This window comes from Gaetbulibacter sp. M240 (assembly GCF_043876815.1).
Classification (GTDB): domain Bacteria; phylum Bacteroidota; class Bacteroidia; order Flavobacteriales; family Flavobacteriaceae; genus Gaetbulibacter_A.
Genome location: NZ_JBAWKA010000001.1, coordinates 134,922 through 159,190 on the forward strand (window position 1 = coordinate 134,922; position 24,269 = coordinate 159,190).

General features: G+C 39.5%; 24 protein-coding genes. 11 read left to right on the forward strand and 13 right to left on the reverse strand.

The features are described from left to right. Positions 1-199: 199 nt before the first annotated feature. The 4 genes from V8G61_RS00615 to V8G61_RS00630 all read right to left on the reverse strand — a co-directional run bounded on the left by V8G61_RS00615 (position 200) and on the right by V8G61_RS00630 (position 3,463). Entirely contained in the window at positions 200-685 is a 486-nt protein-coding gene (locus V8G61_RS00615) for a hypothetical protein (protein WP_394873480.1), read from the reverse strand. Positions 686-727: 42 nt separating this feature from the next. After that, entirely contained in the window at positions 728-1,327 is a 600-nt protein-coding gene (locus tag V8G61_RS00620) for a DinB family protein (protein WP_394873481.1), read from the reverse strand. A 170-nt stretch (positions 1,328-1,497) separates the two neighbouring features. Next, positions 1,498-3,024 (reverse strand): GNAT family N-acetyltransferase, encoded by a 1,527-nt coding sequence (locus V8G61_RS00625; protein ID WP_394873482.1) that lies wholly within the window; start codon positions 3,022-3,024, stop codon positions 1,498-1,500. A gap of 91 nt (positions 3,025-3,115) precedes the next feature. Next, positions 3,116-3,463: an arsenate reductase family protein gene (locus tag V8G61_RS00630; RefSeq protein ID WP_394873483.1), complete on the reverse strand. Its 348-nt coding sequence runs from the start codon at positions 3,461-3,463 to the stop codon at positions 3,116-3,118. A gap of 74 nt (positions 3,464-3,537) precedes the next feature. Here V8G61_RS00630 and V8G61_RS00635 point away from each other — a divergent pair, with 74 nt between their 5' ends. The 6 genes from V8G61_RS00635 to V8G61_RS00660 all read left to right on the forward strand — a co-directional run bounded on the left by V8G61_RS00635 (position 3,538) and on the right by V8G61_RS00660 (position 10,305). Beyond that, complete coding sequence (locus V8G61_RS00635) at positions 3,538-4,002, forward strand: DinB family protein (RefSeq protein ID WP_394873485.1); 465 nt, start codon at positions 3,538-3,540, stop codon at positions 4,000-4,002. A 9-nt stretch (positions 4,003-4,011) separates the two neighbouring features. Beyond that, entirely contained in the window at positions 4,012-5,154 is a 1,143-nt protein-coding gene (locus V8G61_RS00640; protein WP_394873486.1) for a cystathionine gamma-synthase, read from the forward strand. Between the two features lie 124 nt (positions 5,155-5,278). Beyond that, complete coding sequence (gene gdhA / locus V8G61_RS00645) at positions 5,279-6,622, forward strand: NADP-specific glutamate dehydrogenase (RefSeq protein ID WP_394873487.1); 1,344 nt, start codon at positions 5,279-5,281, stop codon at positions 6,620-6,622. Positions 6,623-6,742: 120 nt separating this feature from the next. Then, positions 6,743-9,091, forward strand: coding sequence for a two-component regulator propeller domain-containing protein (locus tag V8G61_RS00650; protein ID WP_394873488.1), 2,349 nt, complete (start codon positions 6,743-6,745; stop codon positions 9,089-9,091). 3 nt (positions 9,092-9,094) lie between these two features. Further along, positions 9,095-9,814: a DNA repair protein RecO gene (recO, locus tag V8G61_RS00655; protein WP_394873489.1), complete on the forward strand. Its 720-nt coding sequence runs from the start codon at positions 9,095-9,097 to the stop codon at positions 9,812-9,814. 17 nt (positions 9,815-9,831) lie between these two features. After that, positions 9,832-10,305, forward strand: coding sequence for a regulatory protein RecX (locus V8G61_RS00660; protein WP_394873490.1), 474 nt, complete (start codon positions 9,832-9,834; stop codon positions 10,303-10,305). On the opposite strand, the gene V8G61_RS00665 is transcribed toward V8G61_RS00660, so the two are convergent. The 7 genes from V8G61_RS00665 to V8G61_RS00695 form a co-directional block, all read right to left on the reverse strand. Continuing rightward, positions 10,295-11,167 (reverse strand): cupin-like domain-containing protein, encoded by an 873-nt coding sequence (locus V8G61_RS00665; protein WP_394873491.1) that lies wholly within the window; start codon positions 11,165-11,167, stop codon positions 10,295-10,297. The two genes, V8G61_RS00660 and V8G61_RS00665, sit on opposite strands and share 11 nt — an antisense overlap. Before the next feature lie 182 nt (positions 11,168-11,349). Beyond that, positions 11,350-12,447, reverse strand: a complete 1,098-nt coding sequence (bioB, locus tag V8G61_RS00670) for a biotin synthase BioB (protein WP_394873492.1) — start codon at positions 12,445-12,447, stop codon at positions 11,350-11,352. Between the two features lie 49 nt (positions 12,448-12,496). Beyond that, a complete protein-coding gene (locus tag V8G61_RS00675) occupies positions 12,497-13,651 on the reverse strand; it encodes a beta-ketoacyl synthase N-terminal-like domain-containing protein (protein WP_394873493.1) in 1,155 nt (384 codons plus the stop codon). Positions 13,652-13,673: 22 nt separating this feature from the next. Continuing rightward, a complete protein-coding gene (gene bioA / locus V8G61_RS00680; RefSeq protein ID WP_394873494.1) occupies positions 13,674-14,939 on the reverse strand; it encodes an adenosylmethionine--8-amino-7-oxononanoate transaminase in 1,266 nt (421 codons plus the stop codon). Beyond that, positions 14,936-15,544, reverse strand: a complete 609-nt coding sequence (gene bioD, locus V8G61_RS00685) for a dethiobiotin synthase (protein ID WP_394873495.1) — start codon at positions 15,542-15,544, stop codon at positions 14,936-14,938. The genes bioA and bioD overlap by 4 nt, the downstream gene beginning before the upstream one ends. Then, entirely contained in the window at positions 15,541-15,954 is a 414-nt protein-coding gene (locus V8G61_RS00690; RefSeq protein ID WP_394873496.1) for a DUF2007 domain-containing protein, read from the reverse strand. Before V8G61_RS00690 ends, bioD begins: the two co-directional genes overlap by 4 nt. After that, complete coding sequence (locus tag V8G61_RS00695; RefSeq protein ID WP_394873498.1) at positions 15,951-17,090, reverse strand: aminotransferase class I/II-fold pyridoxal phosphate-dependent enzyme; 1,140 nt, start codon at positions 17,088-17,090, stop codon at positions 15,951-15,953. Before V8G61_RS00695 ends, V8G61_RS00690 begins: the two co-directional genes overlap by 4 nt. Positions 17,091-17,129: 39 nt before the next feature. Between V8G61_RS00695 and V8G61_RS00700 the strand changes: the two genes are divergently transcribed. The 5 genes from V8G61_RS00700 (at position 17,130) to V8G61_RS00720 (ending at position 22,288) form a co-directional block, all read left to right on the forward strand. Further along, entirely contained in the window at positions 17,130-18,923 is a 1,794-nt protein-coding gene (locus V8G61_RS00700) for a M61 family metallopeptidase (protein WP_394873499.1), read from the forward strand. Positions 18,924-18,938: 15 nt separating this feature from the next. Continuing rightward, positions 18,939-19,391, forward strand: a complete 453-nt coding sequence (locus V8G61_RS00705) for a DUF3157 family protein (protein WP_394873500.1) — start codon at positions 18,939-18,941, stop codon at positions 19,389-19,391. A 158-nt stretch (positions 19,392-19,549) separates the two neighbouring features. Further along, a complete protein-coding gene (locus tag V8G61_RS00710) occupies positions 19,550-19,990 on the forward strand; it encodes a LexA family protein (RefSeq protein WP_394873501.1) in 441 nt (146 codons plus the stop codon). A gap of 6 nt (positions 19,991-19,996) precedes the next feature. After that, entirely contained in the window at positions 19,997-20,554 is a 558-nt protein-coding gene (locus V8G61_RS00715) for a GNAT family N-acetyltransferase (protein ID WP_394873502.1), read from the forward strand. Positions 20,555-20,557: 3 nt separating this feature from the next. After that, on the forward strand, positions 20,558-22,288 hold the full coding sequence (locus V8G61_RS00720) for a sodium:solute symporter family protein (protein ID WP_394873503.1): 1,731 nt from the start codon (positions 20,558-20,560) through the stop codon (positions 22,286-22,288). 46 nt (positions 22,289-22,334) lie between these two features. Here the strand turns inward: V8G61_RS00720 and V8G61_RS00725 are convergent, their stop codons facing one another. Then, positions 22,335-22,613: a FoF1 ATP synthase subunit delta/epsilon gene (locus V8G61_RS00725; protein ID WP_394873504.1), complete on the reverse strand. Its 279-nt coding sequence runs from the start codon at positions 22,611-22,613 to the stop codon at positions 22,335-22,337. A gap of 20 nt (positions 22,614-22,633) precedes the next feature. Further along, a complete protein-coding gene (atpD, locus tag V8G61_RS00730; protein ID WP_394873505.1) occupies positions 22,634-24,142 on the reverse strand; it encodes a F0F1 ATP synthase subunit beta in 1,509 nt (502 codons plus the stop codon). Positions 24,143-24,269: the final 127 nt, after the last annotated feature.

The following is a 24,269-nucleotide window of genomic DNA, read 5'->3' on the forward strand; positions in this document are numbered from 1 at the left end:
AATGTTTTTTCATTCATTTGTTTTCAATTTATTTTCTTCACAACACACGAATAAGAACAGAGCTAAAAAGCTTCCTTTCATGTCTGTTAATTTATTTCTCTTCTATTCTATTTTCTAAATCAGTTGAGGTAATACTTGTTATCAGCCAATCATCTATAACTTTCTTGAATGTAGCTGTCCATTCATTTCAAGTTGTATCTTAATTTGTTAAATCTTTGATTGTAGGATAGATTTGTTTTGGTTTTTCTGTTTTTTCGAGGAACTCTCTAAAATCTTTTGCAAACGCCATTTTACGATGAAGCCACCATTCTTGAGTTCCATCGTGATGAAAATATCCGATCATGGTATTCATGTGGTTTTCCCAAAGTTGTTTATCCAAGACAGACAATTTATGCTGGTAGAACATATTTTCCCAATGCCTGAAAAGCTGGATAAATAAATAATTAGAAGTTCTCTTGTCATCTTCATTTAAGTGATCCCAATTGGAGGTTGCTTTTTCAATCAATGCTCCTAATTCCCTGTTTTCAACTAATTGCCGAAGAAACTCCATGTTGGTTTTATTCAGAGAATCATAATAGTTTGCTCGTGAAGCCTGTGTGTTTTTCTTTATTTGATAGGCAAGAAACACAACAGATAAGATAACCCCGATACTCGCAATAGCATTTATAATTAATTCAATATTCATGTGGTGGATCAAAATTAGAATTTACAACATTTTATATATGCTTTACCACTTATCGAAGGCGGCTTTGTTTGTTTGATTTACCCTACTATATGTACCTCTGATCATTCTGATCTGATATAAATGACCATAAAAGTGTGTACAATGGATGGTCAAAATCGTCCTTAGGTCTACATCGGCTTTCTTTTTGTCGTGGTCATTGTAGAGGTATTGTGATGGCCTTTTTATTTGTTCTGCTGTTAGCTGTTTAACTAAGCCATCATACTTCTCACGCGCTTTAGTAAATCGCTTTTTCATGGCTTCAAGACTGTTAGCCTGAAACGACGTTGAAGGTTGTTCTTTTATAAGGTATAAGCCTGTCTCTTCTATGGCATCGCAAGCCCATTCTTCAAACCAGATCAGGTGACCAATGATCCACCGAATGGAATTAGCTTCTGTATTAATTTTCCAATCGAGCTCTTCTTTTGTTATGCCCTTTAATATACTCCAGATCCATCCAAATGAATCATTATCCATTTCTCTAAGGAGTTCTACTTCTGCTAATAAGTCCTCATCAATTCGATCTGGTAATTTTGGTAAAAACGAAAGAGAACCTAGGCCGACAATGGCAGGTAGCGCACCTAATAAAAAATCCTTTCTTTTCATAATGTATTGATTGTTAAGTGATTTGAAGATATGAAAAAAAAGTGATTTCCTTATTTTGAAATATAAGAAGAACCATAAAGTATTGACCTAAGGCAACACCATGAACTGTATTTCCTAAAATGGAGAGAAATGTTTTTAGAGTTATTTAATTTCTATTGATTAAAAGTAGGCTAGCGCTTTTTTAATTCAAATAGGTCTTTTCGTCTATCCTTTAAATTTCGAACACTACCAAATTGGTGTAATTCTCTAAGCAGATCAATATCCAAATCGGCTATCAAAATCATCTCTGTGTTCGGTGTCGCTTCCGCTTTTATCCCATTTGTTGGAAAACCAAAATCACAAGGGGTGAAAACCATGGATTGCGCATATTGGATATCCATGTTATGTACGTTTGGTAAATTGCCCACACTTCCGGCAATGGCAACATAGCATTCGTTTTCAATGGCTCTGGCCTGCGCACAATTTCTTACCCGTGAATATCCATTTTGCGTATCTGTTAAAAAGGGCACAAAGAGGATGTCCATACCCTGATCTGCAAGGAGTCTACTTAATTCCGGGAACTCAGAATCATAGCAAATAAGGATGCCTATTTTTCCACAATCGGTGTCAAAAACCTTTAATTGGTTACCTCCTTGCAATCCCCAAACTTTTGCCTCATCCGGGGTTACATGTAGTTTTTCGTAACGTTCTACGGTTCCATCTCTCTTACACAGATAGCCGACATTATAGAGTTTACCATTCAATATCTCAGGCATACTTCCGGCCACAATATTGATATTGTATGAAATGGAAAAATTTGAAAATTTCTGAACAATTTCCTTCGTATGTTTCGCCAGCTCTCTTATGGCTTCAGCTTCGCCCAAATGATTGTTCTTCGCCATGAGAGGTGCATTGAAAAACTCAGGAAAAAGGGCAAAATCTGATCGGTAACCGGAAACGGCATCAATGAAATATTCCGCCTGCTGAATTAAAGAATCAATATCCTGATAAGGCCGCATTTGCCACTGGATCAATCCGAGGCGTACCACCTTCTTTTTTATGGCGGCTTTCTTCGCAGGTTTTTCGTAGTAAATATTATCCCACTCCATTAAAACAGCAAATTCTCTGGAGAATGTGTCACCTTCTAAATAGGCTTTTAAAATTCTAGTGGGATGAAAATCATTAGACATTTGAAAGTTCAGAACAGGATCATCGATCTCCTTTCGCTTTACCTTTTCTATATATTCCTTCGGGCTTAATGTTTCCGAATATTTATGATAATTAGGAATTCGTCCACCAAAAGCAATCCCGCGCAGGTTCTTCTTTTCACAAAGTTCTTTTCTGTAATCGTAAAGTCTTCTTCCTAGTCGTAATCCTCTGTATTCAGGCTTGATAAACACATCTATGCCGTATAAAATATCACCATCATTATTATGAGAGTTGAAGGTGTAATTAGCTGTTATATCACGATAGTTATGGTTATCATCAAACTTGTTGTAATCTACAATGATAGATAAAGCACAACCTGCTACCTCACCATTGACTTTTATTACAACCTGACCTTCCGGAAATCTGTTTAGTAAACTGGTAATATGCTCCTCTTTCCAATAGGCATCAGGCATCGACGAATAAGCCGATTGCATAACATCTTTAATTTCTAAATAGTCTTCAATCTGTAGATACAGTAATTCAACTTTATCTATTTCGCTTAATTTCATATTTTACTTTTAAAATTTTTAATAACAAAGGGTAGAACCCCTAGTTGTAATTTAGATTTTTCTATGAGATTTCAAAATTATCATCATACTATTAAACCTTTTCTTTAACCGCCTCCACCGTTTTTTTAGCACTGCCAATAAAAATGGCATCGTCAATAATAATGACCGGCCGACTTAAAAACGTATAATGTTCCAAAATATACTGCTTGTAATCACGCTCACTTAAATCCTGATTTTTTAAATCCATTTCTTTATACAATTTAGCGCGCTTGCTAAATAGTGCTTCATAGCTGCCGGCCAAAGCTTTCATCGCTTCCAATTGCTTAACCGTAATCGCTTCACTTTTAATATCCTGAAAGACAAAGTCTGAATTCAGTTTTAATTCATTTATGATCCGAGTACAGGTGTTGCAGGTTTTTAAATAGTATACTTTTTTCATTTTCGTTTTTATTTGACCCAAAATACCATTAATTTTCAGCTTTAAAAGGATAATTCACTAAAAAAAATTGACCTATGACTTTCACTTTTGATGTTTTTAAGAACATCCGCCCGTATTACTTACAATACCTCGAAAATTGCTCTTTGGAAACCTTAAATAAGATCCCTGATGGCTATAATAACAACATGATTTGGAATATTGGTCATGCGCTCGTTACAACGCAAATGCTATGCTATGGACTTTCAGGACAGCCCTTAAAAATAAGTGAAGATCTGGTGAGTAAATACCGAAAAGGCACAAAACCGGAAGGCGATGTTACGCAGGCTGAGGTTGATGAGATAAAAACGCTTTTTGGAACCACGATTGATACACTAGAAACCGATTATAACAAGGGTATTTTTAAGAACTTTAAGCCTTACACGGTATCAACAACCGGAAATACTTTAACCTCGATTGATGATGCCGTGCAGTTTTCACTGTTTCATGAAGGTCTGCATTTGGGATATATTCTGTCGCAAATACGTGCCGTAAAAAACTAAACTAAAACTATGAAATTTAACACCAAAACTATACATGGTGGTCAGGAACACGATAAGGCCTATGGCGCCGTGATGCCACCCATTTATCAAACATCAACCTATGCGCAAAGTACACCCGGAGGTCATCAGGGATTTGAATATTCCCGCAGTGGAAACCCCACCAGAACGGCTCTTGAAAATGCTCTAGCGAGTATCGAGAATGGTCGCCATGGCTTGGCCTTTGCCTCCGGATTGGCCGCTATAGATGCCGTGATAAAGCTCTTAAAACCCGGTGATGAAGTGGTTTCTATTAACGACCTGTATGGTGGATCCTTCCGTTTATTTACCAAGATCTTTGAAGACTTTGGGATTATATTTCATTTTATCGACATGGAAGATGCTTCCAATATCGAAAACTTTATTACCGCTAAAACCAAATTGATCTGGGTAGAAACACCAACCAATCCCATGATGAATATTATTGATATTGAAGGGGTGGCTAAGATTGCTAAAAAACACAAGGTCATGCTTGGTGTTGATAACACTTTTGCCACACCTTATTTACAAAACCCTTTGGATCTGGGAGCTGATATTGTGATGCATTCGGCGACCAAATACCTGGGTGGTCACAGCGATGTGGTTATGGGTGCTTTGGTTGTAAAAGATAAAGCCTTAGCCGACAAGCTGTACTTCATACAAAATGCCAGCGGAGCTATTTGTGGACCTCAAGACAGTTTTTTGGTACTACGCGGAATCAAAACACTGCACGTGCGCATGCAACGCCATTGCGAGAACGGAAAGGCGATTGCTGAATATTTGGCACAGCATCCTCAGGTTGAAAATGTGTATTGGCCTGGTTTTGAAACACACCCTAACCACGATATTGCTAAAAGGCAAATGCGTGATTTTGGTGGTATGATTTCTTTCACTACCAAAGGGAATAATTACGAGAAAGCGATAAAAACAGTTGAGAATCTCAAAGTGTTTACGCTTGCAGAGTCCCTTGGAGGGGTTGAGTCTTTGGCGGGCCACCCCGCGAGTATGACTCATGCCAGTATTCCGAAGGAGGTACGTGAGAAAACCGGAGTGGTTGATTCATTAATCCGACTTAGTGTGGGTATTGAGGATATCGACGATCTTATTGCCGACCTGAAGCAGGCATTGGAGGCCTAGCGTAGGAAAGATCAGGTTAAAAATAATGAGGTTCAATATTATGAAATTCAAAAAAAAAGATCATAATATTTGAAGATATCGTATATTTGACCCATATAATTGTAAAATTTCTAATTTTAATTTAATGCAAGAAAATATAGAGACTTTTTTGGACATGGTTAGAGAACGTAACGGCGATGAACCGGAGTTCCTACAAGCCGTTGAGGAAGTTGCTGAAACCGTAATTCCTTATATCGTTCAACACGAAATTTATTATGGTAAAAATATTCTGCTCCGTATGGTGGAACCAGAGCGTGTTGTTCAATTTCGTGTGTGCTGGGTAGATGACCAGGGCGAAATTCAAGTGAATCGCGGGTACCGTGTTCAAATGAACTCGGCAATCGGGCCGTACAAAGGCGGTTTACGCTTTCATCCTACCGTGAATATGAGTATTCTAAAATTCCTGGCCTTCGAACAGGTTTTTAAAAATAGCTTAACTACCCTACCAATGGGTGGGGGTAAAGGTGGTAGTGATTTCGATCCTAAAGGAAAAAGTGATAACGAGATCATGCGTTTTTGTCATTCATTTATGAGTGAATTATTCCGTCATATCGGCCCTAATACAGATATCCCTGCCGGGGATATTGGCGTTGGTGCGCGTGAAATCGGGTTTTTATTCGGGATGTATAAAAAATTGAATAACGAGTTTACTGGTGTGCTCACCGGAAAAGGAATGTCTTGGGGCGGCTCTTTAATTCGCCCGGAAGCTACAGGTTACGGTGCGGTTTATTTCGCTGAAAAAATGCTGGAAACCCGAGGCGAAAATTTTAAAGGTAAAAACGTAGTTATATCTGGGTCTGGTAACGTTGCACAATACGCTGCTGAAAAAGTGATCCAGTTAGGCGGAAAAGTTTTAACACTTTCAGATTCCTCAGGATATATTTATGATGAGGCTGGAATCGACGCTGAAAAACTGAAGCATGTTATGTACCTTAAAAATGAAAAACGTGGTCGTATCAAGGAATATTTAGATAAATATCCAAATGCGCAATATCACGAGGGTGAAACACCTTGGCAGGTACCTTGTGAAGTTGCCTTGCCTTGCGCTACTCAAAATGAATTGAATGCTGATGATGCTAAAACCTTATTGGATAATGGTTGTATCTGCGTAAGCGAAGGAGCTAACATGCCGTCGACCAAAGACGCTATGCATACCTTCCAAAAAGCGAAGATTTTATTTGCTCCTGGGAAAGCGTCTAATGCGGGAGGGGTGGCTACTTCCGGTCTGGAAATGACTCAAAACTCTTTACGTTATCGTTGGACCCGTGAAGAAGTAGATAATAAGTTAAAAGAGATTATGTCTGATATCCATAAATCCTGTATTGAATACGGAAAAGATGAAGACGGTTATATCGATTATGTGCGCGGTGCCAACATTGCCGGTTTCGTAAAAGTTGCTGATGCCATGCTTGCTCAGGGAATTGTATAACAATTTTTTAGTCACAATATCTATAGGCCTTCTGAATTTCAGAAGGCTTTTTTTATGAATTAAAAATTTTTTAAACTAAAACTCGTTACTAATAGATATATTTGATTCGAATATCATGCTATGATTAAAAAATTTCCCATATTCATACTTTTTTGGGTTTCCTGTTTGAGTTTTTCTCAGGATTTTTCGGCATCATGGACGGGGCATTTCTCGTTTAACAATGTCTCTCAAGTCATCCAGGGTAATAATCGAATTTATGCTGTGGCTAATAATTCTATTTTTACCTTCGATCCACAAACTAATACTACAACCGAACTTACCACCGTAAATGGGCTTGCAGGTGAAACCATCTCAAGTGTTTATTACAGTGCTGACTATGGCCTTCTTTTGGTAGGTTATATCAATGGCCTGATGGAAGTGGTTTTTGATGATAGTGATCAGGTGTTGAGTGTGGTTGATATTGTGGATAAGATAACCATTCCCCAAAACGCCAAGCGTATTAATCATTTCAACCCTTATGATAATGTGGTTTATGTAGCAACTAATTTTGGGATCTCCGTATTTAATCTGGAACGTCTCGAATTTGGCGATACATATTTCATTGGGAGTTCCGGAGAACAGATCATTGTGAACGAAACAACCATACTTGGCGATTATATTTATGCGGCCTGTTCCAATAATAATGGCATAAAAAAAGCACTTGTTACGAGTCCGAATTTGATCGACTATAACAATTGGCAAACGATTACAACAGGTGATTATTTAGAAATTGATGTGGTTCAGAATCAGTTATATACCCTTCGGAACACGAGAAGCTTGTATCGTTTAATAAATGATGTTTTAAGTGAGGTCGCTTCCTATAACGATCTGCCAAGCGAAGTTCAGGTGGGTAACGATCAATTGCTAGTTACCACAAAGAGTCGGGTGTTTGTGTATGATCCTAATTTTAATCTACTGGCACAGGTCAATGTTAGCCCCGATTTTAATACCAATTTTCAATCTGCTACTTTTGGCTTAAATAGAATCTATATCGGGACAAAGGATTTTGGAATCCTCGCCACAGATTATCCGAATCCTACTGTTTTTATGGAAATCCGCCCGAACGGACCTTTACAAAATGAATCTTTTAAAGTCCAAGCTCAGCCGGGGTCATTATGGGTGACCTTCGGGGAATATGACGTGTTTTTTAATCCCTATCCGCTAAACAGCCGTGGGATTAGTTATTTGAATACCTCCGGTTGGAAAAATATGCCGTATAATGACCTGTTTGAGGCCAAATCGTTGAATGCTATTGCCATAAATCCTGAAAACAATAATCAAGTATTTGTCAGTTCCTTTTTTAGTGGTTTATTGAAAATTGAAGATGGTATCCCGGTAGTATTATATAACGAAAGTAATAGTGGTTTGCAATCACTGCAATTACCTAACGATCCGAGCTATAAAGATATTCGTGTTGGTGCATCTCAATTCGATGAGAATGGCCTCTTGTGGACCATTACGAGCTTGGTTAACGCTCCTTTGAAATCATATAATCCATCATCGAATCAATGGCAATCTTTCAGCTTTACGGATATAATCCCAGAGGAATATGGCAGTAACCTCGGGTTTTCTGATCTGGTGATCGATAGCGAGCAAACCAAATGGGTGGGCAGTTACAGGTATGGTTTGATAGGTGTAAAGACCAGTCAGGGAACATCCCAATTGAAAAATATAGTAAGTGAAGAACAAAATATGCCGGATGTCTATGTAACCGCTCTGGCTATGGATAAACGGAACCAGCTTTGGATAGGAACCCTTAAAGGTCTTCGGGTACTTTTAAACCCAAGCAACTTTTTCTCAGAAAATAATCCGGAGGTTGATAATATAGTGATCGAAGAAGATGGGGTCGCTAAAGAGCTTTTGTTTCAGCAATTCATAACCGATATTGAAGTCGATGGTGGTAATAATAAATGGATAGGTACCGATAATTCAGGAGTTTTCTATTTTTCTTCCGATGGTCAAAGAACAATTTATCATTTCACTACAGATAATTCACCTTTACCTTCTAACCGAATTAACGATATCTCATTGGATACTGCTAATGGAGAAGTATATTTCGCAACTCCAAAAGGCTTGGTATCCTTCGAATCTGGAAGTTCAGGTCCCTTAGGGAATCTTTCTAATGCCTACGTATACCCCAATCCCGTACGTCCGGGTTTTAACATGGTTCAGGATAACATAAAAATTACTGGTCTTTCAGAGGATATCAACATCAAGATTACGGATATTGAAGGAAATCTAGTTGCTGAGGCACAATCGAGGATCAACGATCGCTTCAATGGTTATAACCTTGAGATCGATGGCGGAACAGCCTATTGGAATGGCAAAAACATGGCTAATAATGAGGTGGCATCCGGGGTCTATTTGATAATGTTATCCGATTTGGAAACCTTCGAAACCCAAGTTTTAAAAGTGATGATCGTACGTTAACCCATGATAGTAACAACCGACGCCATAGTTATTTCTAAATTAAAGTATCGGGACAATGATCTTATTGTGCGTTGCTATACAAAACAATTAGGCATCGTTAGTTTTTTATTGTACGGTGTATTAAAAAGCAAAAAAGGGAAAACAAAAGTCGCTTATTTTCAATTGCTGTCGCAGTTACAACTCAACTTTGATTATAAACAAAATAAAGGCCTTCAAAGTTTAAAGGAAGTTCGTGTAGCGCAGGTTTACACCACCTTGCACACGCAGGTGTATAAAAGCAGTATTGTCATGTTCTTGGCTGAGGTTTTAGGGGCCGCACTACGCGAAGAAGAGCCCAATCCAGCCTTGTACGCCTATTTGGAACATACTTTAATGTGGCTCGATGCTCATGATAAGTTTGCCAATTTCCATGTACTATTCTTGCTAAAACTTTCCAAATATTTAGGGTTCTATCCCGAAATGACTAACATACAAGATCCTTATTTCAATTTGATGGAAGGTCATTTTGAGGCTCAGGTAACCGGGAAACACAGCATTTCCGGAGAACAAGTTCAGGTCTTAAAAACCTTGTTGCAAACCTCCTTCGAGAATTTGCCTGAAGCAAAAATTAACGCCAAACAACGTCAGGCCTTTTTAAATCTCATATTGTTATATTTTGAATTACATTTGGGCAGTTTTAAAACCCCAAAATCACTGGATATTCTTAATCAGGTATTTAATTAAATTCAGATAACCAGTCCATGTTCAATAAAAAAACATACACACTTGAAGAAGCTACCCGTAAGCTCGAGCGCTACTGTGCTTATCAGGAGCGCTGTCACCAGGAAGTGCGTCAAAAACTGGAACGTATGTACATGATTCAGGAAGCTATCGATGTGATCATTGGGCATCTTATTGAACACGATTTTTTAAACGAACAACGCTTCGCTAAAACCTTTGTTAGTGGCAAATTCTCGATAAAAAAATGGGGGCGACGCCGACTAACGGCCGAGCTCAAAAAAAGGGATGTAAGCAATACAGCTATTAAAGAAGCTTTAGCCACTATCGATGAAACCACATATTTAAATACCTTCAACGAACTGGCCGAAAAACGCTGTAACAGTATCAAAGAAACCAATCCTTATAAAAAAAAGAAAAAACTAATTGATTATCTACTTTATCGTGGTTGGGAAAACCATTTGGTTTTCGAGAAGGCATACCAACTTATTCCGTAATATTATTCTTTTTATTGGTGCGTGCAATAGCCTGCTCATTTTTCCAATCAATCCAGGACTGGCCTTTAACACGTCGCATCGCATTATCTAAATGGCGCATTACAAAAATATTGTATAAGGCTTTTCCTAAATTTTTAGGATGGCGAGCAATCGCGCGTAGACTCATCGAAAACCCCGGCGTTATATAACGCATGTAATGCCAGTAGCCTTCGGGCATATACAATACTTCCCCATGGTTCAATTCGGTCGTGTAACCCTTTGCATTTTTTAAAGCAGGCCACTTTTCAAGATCTGGGTTGTGAAAATCAATATCCTCTCGCGTAATCAATGCGTAAGGTATTTTATAGAGGGCGTCATTCTGTTTTTGGTCAAATAAAATACACCGTTTTTTACCTTCAAAATGAAAGTGAAAAATATTGGCCAGATCAATATCATAATGCATAAACGTATATGAATCGCGTCCACCAAAGAACAACATAGGCAAACCTTTCATAAGGCGCAAACCAAAATCAGGAAAGGTAAAATCCTTCTGTAGTTCCGGCACTTCCTTTAAAATATTCCATAAAAAAATACGGTATCTGGTTGGCTGGTTTTTAAGTAAATCCACATAATCCCGCATTTTCATTTTAGCATGGGGCTGATTAAAACCTTCTTTGTAATCCACTGGCCGGTCGTCGTAAAGCGGTACGGTTTTATCGCCGGCTACTTCCTTCATATAATCCAGGTTCCACTTCTTGTAAGCTGGCCAATCTTCAATACAGCGCTCGATTACCACCGGTTTTTGCGGCGTAAAATACTCGGCCATAAAAGCCTCTTTGCTTATAGTCTTTACACGGGGGATGTCTTGGAGGTTTAGCGACAAAATATAATTATTAGTAGCTCAAATGTAAGAAAAAATCTGACTTATAAAATACATTTCTGGGCGTTACTTCACTCGCTTAACCGCGAGCAAGTCGGGCTTTCCGCTGCAAGTCCTCGCTCGTACCTCGCTGTGGGCTTTTCACTGCAATCCCTAACGCGGGTGTAGTAAATTAATGAAACTTTTTAGGGTTTAACCGACTTCGCACGTTCTTTCGCCTGCTCATTCCGTTCAATGGTATGCCCGGGGCGGGTCCATTTCGGCTTTTCACCTAAAGGTTGATATTGCGAATCCTGAGCTTCTACCGTTTCCGGTTTCATTTTTTTAATAAAAGGTTTCTGTGGTGTCAACCCAAGCAATTCGAACATTTTCATGTCTTCATTAACATCCGGATTCGGTGTGGTAAGCAATTTGTCCCCTGCAAATATAGAATTGGCTCCGGCAAAGAAACACAAGGCCTGACCTTCTCGGGTCATTTCTGTTCGTCCGGCACTAAGGCGCACCTGAGTTTCGGGCATTACGATTCGTGTTGTTGCAACCATACGAACCATGTCCCAAATGGAAATCGGCTCCTGATCTTCAAGCGGTGTACCTTTAACCGCTACCAAAGCATTGATTGGCACCGATTCCGGTTGTGGGTTCAATGTTGAAAGTGCCACGAGCATCCCAGCGCGGTCCTCAATTTTTTCACCCATACCAATAATACCGCCGCTACAAACCGTAACATTGGTTTTACGTACATTATCAATAGTATCCAAACGGTCTTTAAAACCTCGGGTAGAGATCACTTTCTTATAGTGCTCCTCCGATGAATCCAAATTATGATTATAAGCATACAAACCGGCTTCAGCCAGACGTTTTGCCTGATTTTCAGTTATCATACCCAGAGTGCAACAAACTTCCATATCCAGTTTATTTATGGTGCGCACCATTTCAAGAACCTGATCGAATTCGGAACCGTCCTTCACATTTCGCCAGGCAGCCCCCATACAAACGCGTGAACTACCGCTGGCTTTCGCACGCAGGGCCTGAGCTTTCACCTGCTGGACACTCATAAGATCATTACCCTCAATATCCGTGTGATACCGTGCCGCTTGCGGGCAATATCCACAATCCTCAGGGCAACCACCGGTTTTTATAGATAATAAGGTACTCACCTGAACCGTATTAGGATCGTGATGTTCACGATGAATGGTCGCCGCCTCGTAAAGCAGTTCCATCAATGGTTTATTGTAAATATCTAAGATCTCTTCTTTGGTCCAATTGTGTTTCATTGCGCTCATAAATCTGCGTTTAGGATAGTCAAAAATAGTAATAATATAATTTAAACATCTATTTTTTACTCAATAAAATAGACACCGCATTACCACCAAACCCTACGGCATTTACCAGTACCGTTTCAATGGTTTTCGGAATCTTTTGAGCATTCAGGTAAGGAACATCAATAAATTTTTGATGCTGTAACATCAGTACGGCAAGCTCCATACTTAAGGCACCCGAGGCACCAAAGGTATGCCCGATTTTCCACTTGTTCGTTGTAAGAGCCGGAGGCGTTTTAAAAATAGCTTCAATAGCTTTCAGCTCAGATCGATCACCCTTTATGGTTCCCGGAGCATGCATTACAATAATGTCTACATCGCTAGGTTCGCGATCGCCCAAAGCCATTTTCATCGATCTTTGAAAACATTGTGCCTCTTCTGATATGGAAATGTTATGTTCTAAAATTTCGGTAGCATAACCATAACCTGAAATAATAGCTTGAGCATTTTCCTTGATGCCGGCTTCCAGACAGATCATAGCAGCCCCTTCTCCCAGAATCATGCTGTTCTGCCTTTTACTGAGATCTAAGGCTAGACAGGGAAATTTCCGTGACGTGTTCCCGTAAATTTTTAAAGCTTTCATTTGCCCAATAGTGAACGGCGTTAATGGTGCTTCACTGCCACCAACCAAAAATTTTTCGCTCATATTGCTATTTATCCACGCTATACCGTTAAGTACTGCATGCAGAGCTGTAGAGCAGGTTATCGAATGACTAATGGTAGGTCCCTGAGATTGCAGATCATGCGCAACCCATGAAGAAATATTACCCAGGGTCGTTGTAGGAGAGCTTAGAGTTTTTGCTTTATTTTGTTCTAAAAAATCCTGATGGTATTTTTCAAAAAGGGCGGTTGCTCCTCGAGATGATCCTATATTAATTCCAAACTGATCCGTACCGTTCCATCCTGCTTGCTCTATAGCCTTCCTGGATGTATAAATCGCATAAAGTACGGTCGGGTCTAAAGCTTTGTATTTGGAGTCTGATTGCCGTAAGGCTTCGATTTCAATTTTAATATCCTCCGAAATTTCTGCTACAAAAGCAGTCTCATTTTGAAGGGATTTTTTATGGAAGTAATGGTCCTGATTCTGGTAGCGGTCCCAAATAGCATCCGGGCTTGTCCCTAAGGGGGAAATGGATGAAATAGCCGTTATGGAAATAGGTTTTTGCAAAACACACAATTTGCTAGCAAAGTTATAGTATTTCTAAAGCTTCTTCAATAACATCATACACTTTCTGTAATTGTTTTTCAGTAATAACATAAGGTGCTTGAATGTAAATGGTGTTTCCTAAGGGTCTTAGATACACACCATGCGTCATGAAAAAGCGATACAATTCGTCTCTTAAACTACCATAGGTTGTCGTTTCAACCTGAACATCGAGCGCGAAGATAATACCTTGTTGCCGAATCGACTGGACCTTGGGATGTGCTTTGATCCTTTCGCCAAAGGCTCGATGAGACGCTGTTATTTTTGCGATCTGATTTTGAATTTCCGTTGATTGTAATAATTCCAAACTGGCCAGGGCTGCTGTGCACGCGATAGGATTTGCCGAGTAGGTATGTGCATGAAAAAGACCCTTTCCAATGTCGTCACTGTAAAAAGCATCGTAGATTTCTTGACTACAACTGGTGACGGCCATAGGTAAAAGGCCACCTGTAAGCGCTTTACTTAAACACATAATATCCGGTTGGGTTTCCAAATGCTGAGAGGCAAAATACTTGCCTGTTTTTCCAAAGCCGGTCATGACTTCATCGGCAACCATTAAAATCCCATTTTCCTTGCAAAATTTTAAAATCATATTTAAACCTTTCGGATCATGCATTTGCATGGCAGCGGCACCCTGAACCAGAGGTTCGTAAACAAAGGCTGCTACCTCATGCTCTAAAAGGATTGTTTTTAATTGGTCTAAAATGACTTCATGATTTTCGCCGTTTGGCACCGGAATACGTTTCACATCCAATAAAAGATCTTCAAAAGGACCGTTGTATACCGATAGGCTGGAAACGCTCATAGCGCCAAATGTATCCCCGTGAAAGCCGTTTTCAAAAGCGATCAGCATAGCACGTTTTTTACCTTTATTAAAATGGAATTGCAGAGCCATTTTTATACCGATCTCTACACTGGTAGATCCATTATCATTAAAAAATAATTTGCTTTGATTATCAGGTAGAATTTTCATGAGCTCCTCACTTAAGGCTACTGCTGGCTCATGGGTAAAGCCACTAAAAATGATCTGGTCCAGTTGCTTCATTTGCGCTGTAACCCGATCAGTAATATATGGGTTACAATGGCCGTACATACAGGTATACCAAGATGCGATGGCGTCTATATATTCTTTCCCGTTTTCATCCGTTAAAATACAACCCTGTGCTTTGGTTATGGCCAAACTATCAGGGTGCAATTTATGCTGGGTCAAGGGATGCCAAATATGTTTTTTATCACGTTCTTGTAAACTCATAGGTTTTTCTTGAAAATTTCAGCATATTCCTTAATCACGTTTTTATCAAAATAGGGCTCTTCATTTATCCGACCGATAACCGGAACACGAGTCATTTTTTTTATAATATTTTCAGTGGATGGATGCTCGTTGCCACTAAAAATAAGAGACACATCCAGGCCTTTTTCCTTTAAAGCATTCACCGTTAACAAGGTGTGATTGATGCTACCTAAATAATGTCGGGACACAACTATAACCTGATACTCTGGCTTAATAAGATCAAAAATGGTGTCTTTGTCATTTAAGGGAACATACAATCCTCCAGCACCTTCAATAACCAGATGATTTTTGGTTTTTGGGGGTTTGATCTTTTTCAGATCAATTTGAACACCGTCAATAATGGCAGCAGCATGCGGACTCATAGGGGTTTCCAAAGCATAACTATTGGGGTGGTACTGAGTTTTCGAATTGGAGATATATTTTTTTATTTTATGGGTATCACTTTGGTCAAGATCCCCAGACTGAATGGGTTTCCAGTAATCCGCTTCAAGAGCTTCAGTAATGATGGCTGAGGCAATGGTTTTACCAACCTCGGTTGAAATGCCTGTTACAAAATAGGTTTTCATTTTAAATCAAATTCTTTTTTACAATCTTCGCATCGGTATTTATGACGCGTATATAATGGAAAGATGGTTAACAAAGCACTGAATACAAACCAGAATAAGGACTTGGCATCTTGAATGCTGGAGTACATATTTATTTTTTGACTACTACAGTTTGGGCAACTAAGGATGTCACCCTCATCATCCCGAGCGTATTTATTTATGGTCTCTAAGATATATTGCGCTTTTAAGGCTTGCCGAGACAATACTTTAAGTTTTACTCCGCCTATAGCATGGCTTACCAAAGGGTCATTATCTATGGTCACATTATCAGAAAGAAAGACCTTTATACCTTCAGCTTCCAGCCGTCCCTTTATTATTTGAGCTTCCGTTGAATACTGAAATCGCGCTATGGTTTTAAAGGTATCGCTCATGGCACAAATGTAGCAAGGAACTTTAAAACATTCGACATGTCTTCCTTGGAATTATAACTGTGAATACAAAACCGCAGGCGCTCCTCACCCTTGGACACCGTAGGAGATAAAATGGGCTTGACATCAAATCCTTCATCCCTCAATTGTTTTGAGATACGCTTTACTTTTTCATTTCCGGGAATAATACAGGAATGAATGGCGGAACGGCTTTCAATAAAATAGGCGTCCAATTTTTTTTGAATGATTTCCGATCTAAAAAAAGCGATGTTACTTTGAAGGATATCGCGCTCCCTACTATTTAATAAGGCGTTGTATGCTGCTTGTATGGCCGCCAAGCTATGTGGTGACAAAGCTGTGGTATAAATAAAACTCCGTGAAAAATTGATCAGATATTCTCTTAAAACTTCACTTCCCAGAATAGCCGCTCCGTGGCATCCCATAGCTTTTCCAAACGTAATGATGCGGGCAAAAACTGGGTGTTTCAGTGATAAGGAATCCAGAAGGCCTTGACCTCTATTGCCAAAAACACCCACAGCATGGGCCTCGTCAACTACTAAATAGGCTCGATGTTCAGCTGCTAACAAGGATAATTTTTCAAGATCTGGAGAATCACCGTCCATCGAAAAAACAGATTCGGTAACAATATAAACTGTACCTTCCGGTTTCGTACGGTCGATCAGTTCATGTAAATGGTTCAGGTCATTATGCTTGAATTTAAAGGCTTGGGCATTACTCATAGAAATTCCATCTCGAATAGAAGCATGACTAAAAGCGTCATAAAAAATAGTATCACCCCGTTGGGGAACACAGGAGAAAAACCCCATATTGGCATCGTACCCTGAATTATAGATCAAGGCAGATTCGCTGTTGTGAAAATGAACTAAAAGGTTTTCAACAATATCAAATAAGGTGTGATTCCCCGATAGCAAACGCGATCCTGTTGCACCATTTTTCTTCAGACCGTGTTCCGTTAAAAAGTTGTGAGAAGCCTCAAAAAGAGCCTCCGATCTTGAAAAGCCTAAATAGTCGTTTGATGAAAAATCGATGAGGTTTTCCGGGCTTTGCAATGTTCTCAAAGCATTTGCAATCCGGCGTTCTTCTAATTTGGATTTTAACTTATTTGGTAACCCTTCCATATTACAAAAATACTATCTTAGAGGTTCAAAATTGTTTTTATGAATAGAATTTTTTTCTTCCTTACAGCAATAGTCTTTTATAATACACTAGCGGCTCAAGTCGCCTCTTCGTACCATATTAATTTTGAGAATGCAGTACATCATGAAGCTCAGGTTCAGGCTAATTTTACCGGACTTACCTCTGATACAGTCACTTTACAAATGAGTCGTGCCTCTCCGGGGCGCTATGCCTTGCATGAGTTTGTTAAAAATGTGTACGGACTTCGAGTTACTAATGGTAAAGGGGATACTCTAAAAACCATGCGCCCCGATCCCTATTCTTGGAAAGTTACGGGTCACGATGGAGCTATTCAAGTATTCTATACCTTATTTGCTAATCGAGGCGATGGTACTTACAGCCAGATCGATGAGACCCATGCTCACTTGAATATACCGGCAACCTTTCTGTATGTTCCTGAGCTGGCAGACCAACAGATGAAAATAACATTCCATCCGCGCAAAGACCTGGGCTGGAAAGTAGCCACGCAATTGAAACATGAAAGTGGGCATTCCTATTCGGCGCCTAACCTGCAATATTTTATGGATAGCCCAACGGAAATCAGTAATTACAGCAAGCGCTCCTTTAAAGTTCGCGGGCAAACCGTCAATTTTGTATTGCACCACAACGGCACCGAAAAAGAGCTGGATGATTATTTTGAGTTGGTTAAAAAAGTTGTGCTGGAGCAGGAAGCTGTCTATGGCACGTTAGCACCTTTCGATTATGATGAATACACCTTTTTGGCTTGTTATATTCCCAATGCCGACGGTGATGGTATGGAACACCGGAATTCCACGATCTGTACTTCTACCCGTAGTTTGGCCTCCGATGTAGCCAACCGTAATATCGGAACAGTTTCACACGAATTTTTTCATAGCTGGAATGTAGAACGCATTCGACCTAAAACATTAGAGCCCTTTAATTTTCAACATGCCAACATGAGCGGAGCGCTGTGGTTTGCTGAGGGGTTTACAAGTTATTATACCAATCTGATTCTAGTACGTGCTGGTATTATGACTCCGGATGAGTACATAACCGGACTTACAAGAACCTTTAATTATGTTTGGAATTCTCCCGCAAGGCAATTCTTTACACCGATAGGTATGAGTCAGCAGGCTCCTTTTGTTGATGCTGCAGCATCAGTTGATCCGGTTAACCGGGAAAATACGTTTATTTCTTATTACTCATATGGAAACATGCTCGGCCTGGCTTTAGATCTATCTCTACGGGGTAAAGGCTTGGACCTTGATGATTTTATGAAACGTATGTGGATGACCTTTGGAAAAACTGAAATCCCATATACTATTCAGGATATTCAAAACACATTGGCAGACTATGCCGGTAAGGATTTTGCAGACCATTTTTTCAATAATTATATTTACAAGAGTGATATGCCCGACATGAAAACTCTTTTGAATACTGTAGGTGTAAGACTCAGCCAGGACCCTTCAAAAGTCGATTTTGGTGCTGTCGTTGAGGCAGGATTAATAACCGAAAACAGCACGATGGGTGGTTCAGCATACAAGGTAGGATTAGATAATGGAGACCAGATCATTAAAGTAAATAACATTCCAGTGCTCGCAAGCACAGACTTTGATGCTTTCATTCAAACCTTTAACCCGGGTGATACGATCAAAGTCATATATCAACGATTTGATAAAACTAGGGAAACCCCAGTGATATTGCAGTCAAGTAATGACTATACCTTAAGTCTTTTTGAAAGTAGCCGCACCCCTTTAACTACTAATCAAAAGGCCCTGCGAAACGCTTGGCTGTCTTCAAAACAAATACCTTAATAAAAAAAAAGCAACATGAAAACCATATTATTAATTCTTTTTCTTGGAATATCTGGAATCGTATTCGCTCAAAAGGGCGAGGTAGTCACCACTGAAGATGGTCGAAAGGTCATTCTAAAACCGGATTTTACTTGGGAATATCTTGATATCAAAGCCTCTAAGGCTGTGGCAAAGATTGAAACCAATAAGTCAAAAACTGACGATACCGAGAGCTGTCAGCTTCCCGAAAATTTCAGAGAACCCCACCTGAATAGTAGAATTCAAAATAAATTAAAACGTGGTCATGCGACTATCGAAGATATCAAGGAAAAAGTAGCCAAAGACAATAATGTGAGCGTTTCAGAGGTAATCCTTATAGCGGCCTCCGAGCAGCAAACCAAAGGCGAGTATTTATTTTGCGTTAACGGCAAAAGGCTAACCTACAAGCGGCTGGGGAATACCATTATGAAAAAGGGAAAACTTTTTTAATCATAACCCTCATAAAATACTATATTTAGCTATTAATAATTTGGGCGTTACTTCACTCGCTTGAAATGCGAGCTTGTCGGGCTTTCCGCACTACAAGGTAGTTTGCTCCAATCCCTGTCTGATAGTAGGCAGGTCTAACGCAAAAACCAATATAGAACATGCTTTCATACAATGCCAAACCACTTACCATTTTCGCACCGGAACCTTCTTTGAGTTTAGGAGCTGCCTTTTTAGATATTGGTGTTTCGGCCGGATTTCCATCTCCAGCAGAAGATTTTACCCAAGAACGGCTCTCACTTGATAATGAGCTTGTAAAAAATAAAGAAACAACCTTTTTTGCCAGGGTTAGTGGACAATCAATGATCGGAGCCGGTTTGAATGATAATGACCTCCTGATTATTGATCGTGGTATAGAGCCTACCAACAATAAAATTGCGGTATGTTTTCTGGATGGCGAGTTTACTGTAAAACGCCTTAGGGTCGATCAGGAAGGCATATGGTTGCAGCCTGAAAATCCTGATTATCCCATTATTAGGATAACCGAAGATAATCATTTTATTATTTGGGGCATCGTTACCAACGTGATTAAGAAAGTTTAAAAGCTCATGGAAGCTGTTTATTTTAAAAGTGCTGATAGCTCTGGGGAGCTCCATCAAATATTAGAACTACAACGCGCCAATCTTCGAAATAACCTCCCTATCAATGTACAACAAGCAGAAGGTTTTGTTACTGTAGAGCACGACTTTAACCTTTTGGAAGCCATGAATAATAGTTGCCCGCACACCATAGCAGTATCCAATTCTAAAGTCGTAGGATATGCCTTGAGTATGACAACAGATTTTAAAGACCAAATAGAGGTATTAAAACCCATGTTTTCACAAATTGAACTCGTGGTTCCGAAGACCTTGAATTATATTGTAATGGGTCAGGTGTGCGTTTCTAAAGAGTACAGAAAAAAGGGTGTTTTTCGGGGTTTATATAACAAAATGAAAAAGGTTTTGGGAGATACCTATACGGCAGTAATTACAGAGGTAGATCAAAAAAATACCAGATCGCTAGTGGCCCATCAGGCTGTCGGATTTGAAAAATTAAAAACTTATATCTCCAATAATCAGGATTGGGAACTCATTATTTGGTATTTTAACCCTCAAAACAAGACCTAGAATATGGTACACCTTTCAGCATTAGATTTTGGAATTATCATTTCATTTTTTGTATTAAGCTTATTTATAGGACTTTATGTATCTAAAAAAGCTGGGGAAAACACTACTGAATTTTTTCTTTCCGGAAGGAATATGCCCTGGTGGTTGCTCGGGGTATCCATGGTGGCCACAACCTTTGCCGCAGATACACCCGGACTGGTAACGGAACTGGTACGAAAAAATGGTGTATCCGGAAACTGGGTCTGGTGGGCTTTTTTGTTAACCGGAATGCTCACGGTGTTTTTCTATGCGAAACTCTGGCGGCGCTCTGGGATTACGACAGATCTGGAATTTTATGAATTACGATACTCCGGGAAACCGGCACGATTTCTAAGGGGCTTTCGCGCCATTTATCTGGGTGTTATATTTAATGTGATCACGATGGCCGGTGTTTGCTTGGCAGGAGCCAAAATTGGGAATATTCTTTTGGGTATTTCTCAGGAAGAGGCTCTTATTTATTCTTCCGTAATTGTTGTGATCTATTCCTCTTTAGGAGGATTAAAAGGCGTGTTGATCACAGACTTCGTTCAATTTATTATCGCCATGGTTGGCTCGGTATGGGCTACCATTTACGTGGTTAACTTACCAGAAGTAGGTGGTCTGAAAAAATTGTTGCAACATGAAAATGTCGTGGATAAATTAGACATTCTACCTGATTTTACAAATTCTGAGGCCTTAATAACCCTATTTATTATACCGTTTGCAGTGCAGTGGTGGAGTACTTGGTATCCGGGTGCTGAGCCTGGTGGAGGAGGCTATATCGCACAACGTATGTTGGCCGCCAAAGATGAAAAACACGCAACCTGGGCAACTTTATTCTTTAATTTTGCACATTATGCCTTAAGGCCATGGCCTTGGATTATTGTTGGCTTAGCCTCACTCATTGTTTTTCCTACCATGGAAAGTATTACGACAGCCTTTCCCTCGCTGAATGTGGAAATGCAAGGTCAGGATGTGGCCTACGCCGCAATGATGACCTATTTGCCCGCCGGACTCATTGGGTTGGTCCTTACCTCGTTGATCGCAGCTTTTATGAGTACCATTTCAACCCAACTAAATTGGGGTAGTTCGTATGTGGTTAATGATTTTTATGGGCGTTTTATAAATAAGAATGCTACTGAGAAACAAAGGGTTTTGGTAGGACGAATTTCAACAGTATTGCTAATGATATGCGCGGCCTTGTTTTCATTTTATATAAAATCTGCAAAAGATGTTTTCGATCTTTTATTACAAATAGGAGCGGGAACTGGTTTGCTGTTTATCTTACGTTGGTTTTGGCGTCGCATCAACCCCTATAGTGAAATAGCCGCCATGCTGATCTCATTTATTATTGCCATCACCTTTTTTATAAACGGGAAACTGGATACTCCATGGTTTGAATTACAAAGCCACTGGCAATTAATTTTGGGCGTTTTAATAACCACCGTTGGATGGATTATTGTGACGCTTCTCACACAACCCAGTAACAAAAATGTTTTAGATACCTTCGAGAGTCTGGTGTTTGCGCAAAACGATAAATTTCATAACATAGGTTATAAAATTTTAGCCTTTTTTACTGGTATTATAGGCGTGTATAGTGTGCTTTTCGCTACAGGGTACTTCATTTATGGGAAAACAATTCTGGCGTTTTCACTCACTCTTGTGGCTTTGGTGAGTTGTGTATTACTTATAAGACTCTGGAAAAAAATAACATAAAAAAATCCCGCGGCTCGCGGGATCTTAATTTATATCGTGATATTTATTAATCGGCTAAAACGATCACCTTATTGTCTTTCATCTCCACAGTTCCGGAAACAATATGTAATAAGGTTGTGTTTTTATCACCTTTGCTGAATTTATCTTGCACGGCTTCATCCAATTCTATGTTACCGGTAATTTTAACAGTTCCGGCTTTTAAGAGGGATACAATAGGGGCGTGATTATTCAACATTTCAAATTCACCATGCAAACCTGGAAGAGCAACTTGTTGCACTTCACCACTAAATAGGGTTGCTTCCGGGGATACAATTTCTAAATACATAATATGGTTTATTTTGCTGCTTAAACTTCAGCTAACATTTTTTCTCCGGCTTCAATAGCTTCTTCAATAGTTCCTTTAAGGTTGAAAGCTGCTTCAGGAAGGTGATCTAATTCACCATCCATGATCATATTGAATCCTTTGATCGTTTCTTTAATATCAACCAAAACACCTGGAATTCCTGTAAACTGCTCTGCAACGTGGAATGGTTGTGATAAGAAACGTTGTACACGTCTCGCACGACCTACAGCTAATTTATCTTCTTCTGATAATTCTTCCATACCAAGGATGGCAATAATATCTTGTAATTCTTTATAGCGTTGTAACAACTCTTTTACACGTTGTGCACAAGCGTAATGCTCTGTACCTAAAATATCGGCTGTTAAGATTCGTGAGGTAGAATCTAATGGATCTACTGCAGGGTAAATACCTAGCTCAGCAATTTTACGTGATAATACCGTTGTGGCATCTAAGTGGGCAAAAGTTGTTGCTGGTGCAGGATCCGTTAAATCATCCGCAGGTACGTAAACCGCCTGTACAGATGTAATAGATCCTTTTTTAGTAGAAGTAATACGTTCCTGCATCGCACCCATTTCAGTTGCTAATGTAGGTTGGTATCCTACCGCTGATGGCATACGTCCTAAAAGGGCGGATACCTCAGAACCTGCCTGAGTAAAACGGAAGATATTATCTACGAAGAATAATACGTCCTTTCCTTGTCCTTCGCCGGCACCATCACGGAAATATTCAGCAATAGTTAATCCAGATAAGGCTACTCGAGCACGGGCTCCCGGTGGTTCGTTCATTTGTCCGAATACGAAAGTTGCTTTCGATTCCTTCATTTTATTTTTATCTACTTTGGAAAGGTCCCAGCCACCTTCTTCCATACTGTGCATAAAATCTTCTCCATAACGGATAATACCAGATTCCAACATTTCTCTCAACAGGTCATTTCCTTCACGTGTACGCTCACCTACACCGGCAAATACAGATAATCCACCGTGTCCTTTCGCAATGTTGTTGATCAATTCCTGGATCAATACAGTTTTACCAACACCGGCACCACCAAATAATCCAATCTTACCACCTTTGGCATAAGGTTCAATTAAATCAATAACTTTAATTCCGGTAAATAATACTTCAGTAGAGGTTGATAGGTCTTCAAATTTAGGAGACTCACGGTGAATTGGTAATCCTGATGCACCCGCCTTTGGTAAATTACCAAGCCCGTCTATAGCGTCTCCAATAACGTTAAATAAACGTCCGTATATATCTTCACCAATAGGCATTTGTATCGGTGCGCCTGTTGAAATCACTTCAGTACCACGGCTTAATCCGTCTGAAGAATCCATCGCAATAGTACGTACAGTATCTTCACCAATGTGAGACTGAACCTCAAGTACTAATATAGAGCCATCAGGTCTATTAATTTCTAAGGAATCATAAATTTTTGGAAGTTCAGCACCAGCTTCAAATTCAACATCGATAACCGGACCTACTATCTGAGCAACTTTACCTGTAACTTTAGACATTACTTATATGTTTAATATTATGCAATTTAATTGTCGGAAAACACTTTTTGTTTTCGCGTGCAAAGATATATTTTTTAATTTAAATCAAAAGTCGTTTTTCGAGGTTTTTTCCATAAAAAAACACCTT

Bases quoted from the DNA above. Each gene is read 5' to 3' on its own strand.
- bioB (WP_394873492.1), bottom strand. From the start codon at position 12,447: ATGAGCGCAATGAAACACAATTGGACCAAAGAAGAGATCTTAGATATT.
- gdhA (WP_394873487.1), top strand. From the start codon at position 5,279: ATGCAAGAAAATATAGAGACTTTTTTGGACATGGTTAGAGAACGTAAC.
- V8G61_RS00625 (WP_394873482.1), bottom strand. From the start codon at position 3,024: ATGAAATTAAGCGAAATAGATAAAGTTGAATTACTGTATCTACAGATT.
- V8G61_RS00710 (WP_394873501.1), top strand. From the start codon at position 19,550: ATGCTTTCATACAATGCCAAACCACTTACCATTTTCGCACCGGAACCT.
- V8G61_RS00690 (WP_394873496.1), bottom strand. From the start codon at position 15,954: ATGAGCGATACCTTTAAAACCATAGCGCGATTTCAGTATTCAACGGAA.
- V8G61_RS00720 (WP_394873503.1), top strand. From the start codon at position 20,558: ATGGTACACCTTTCAGCATTAGATTTTGGAATTATCATTTCATTTTTT.
- atpD (WP_394873505.1), bottom strand. From the start codon at position 24,142: ATGTCTAAAGTTACAGGTAAAGTTGCTCAGATAGTAGGTCCGGTTATC.
- V8G61_RS00620 (WP_394873481.1), bottom strand. From the start codon at position 1,327: ATGAAAAGAAAGGATTTTTTATTAGGTGCGCTACCTGCCATTGTCGGC.
- V8G61_RS00660 (WP_394873490.1), top strand. From the start codon at position 9,832: ATGTTCAATAAAAAAACATACACACTTGAAGAAGCTACCCGTAAGCTC.
- V8G61_RS00615 (WP_394873480.1), bottom strand. From the start codon at position 685: ATGAATATTGAATTAATTATAAATGCTATTGCGAGTATCGGGGTTATC.
- V8G61_RS00715 (WP_394873502.1), top strand. From the start codon at position 19,997: ATGGAAGCTGTTTATTTTAAAAGTGCTGATAGCTCTGGGGAGCTCCAT.
- V8G61_RS00695 (WP_394873498.1), bottom strand. From the start codon at position 17,090: ATGGAAGGGTTACCAAATAAGTTAAAATCCAAATTAGAAGAACGCCGG.
- recO (WP_394873489.1), top strand. From the start codon at position 9,095: ATGATAGTAACAACCGACGCCATAGTTATTTCTAAATTAAAGTATCGG.
- V8G61_RS00630 (WP_394873483.1), bottom strand. From the start codon at position 3,463: ATGAAAAAAGTATACTATTTAAAAACCTGCAACACCTGTACTCGGATC.
- V8G61_RS00635 (WP_394873485.1), top strand. From the start codon at position 3,538: ATGACTTTCACTTTTGATGTTTTTAAGAACATCCGCCCGTATTACTTA.
- bioD (WP_394873495.1), bottom strand. From the start codon at position 15,544: ATGAAAACCTATTTTGTAACAGGCATTTCAACCGAGGTTGGTAAAACC.
- V8G61_RS00640 (WP_394873486.1), top strand. From the start codon at position 4,012: ATGAAATTTAACACCAAAACTATACATGGTGGTCAGGAACACGATAAG.
- V8G61_RS00650 (WP_394873488.1), top strand. From the start codon at position 6,743: ATGATTAAAAAATTTCCCATATTCATACTTTTTTGGGTTTCCTGTTTG.
- V8G61_RS00705 (WP_394873500.1), top strand. From the start codon at position 18,939: ATGAAAACCATATTATTAATTCTTTTTCTTGGAATATCTGGAATCGTA.
- bioA (WP_394873494.1), bottom strand. From the start codon at position 14,939: ATGAGTTTACAAGAACGTGATAAAAAACATATTTGGCATCCCTTGACC.
- V8G61_RS00700 (WP_394873499.1), top strand. From the start codon at position 17,130: ATGAATAGAATTTTTTTCTTCCTTACAGCAATAGTCTTTTATAATACA.
- V8G61_RS00725 (WP_394873504.1), bottom strand. From the start codon at position 22,613: ATGTATTTAGAAATTGTATCCCCGGAAGCAACCCTATTTAGTGGTGAA.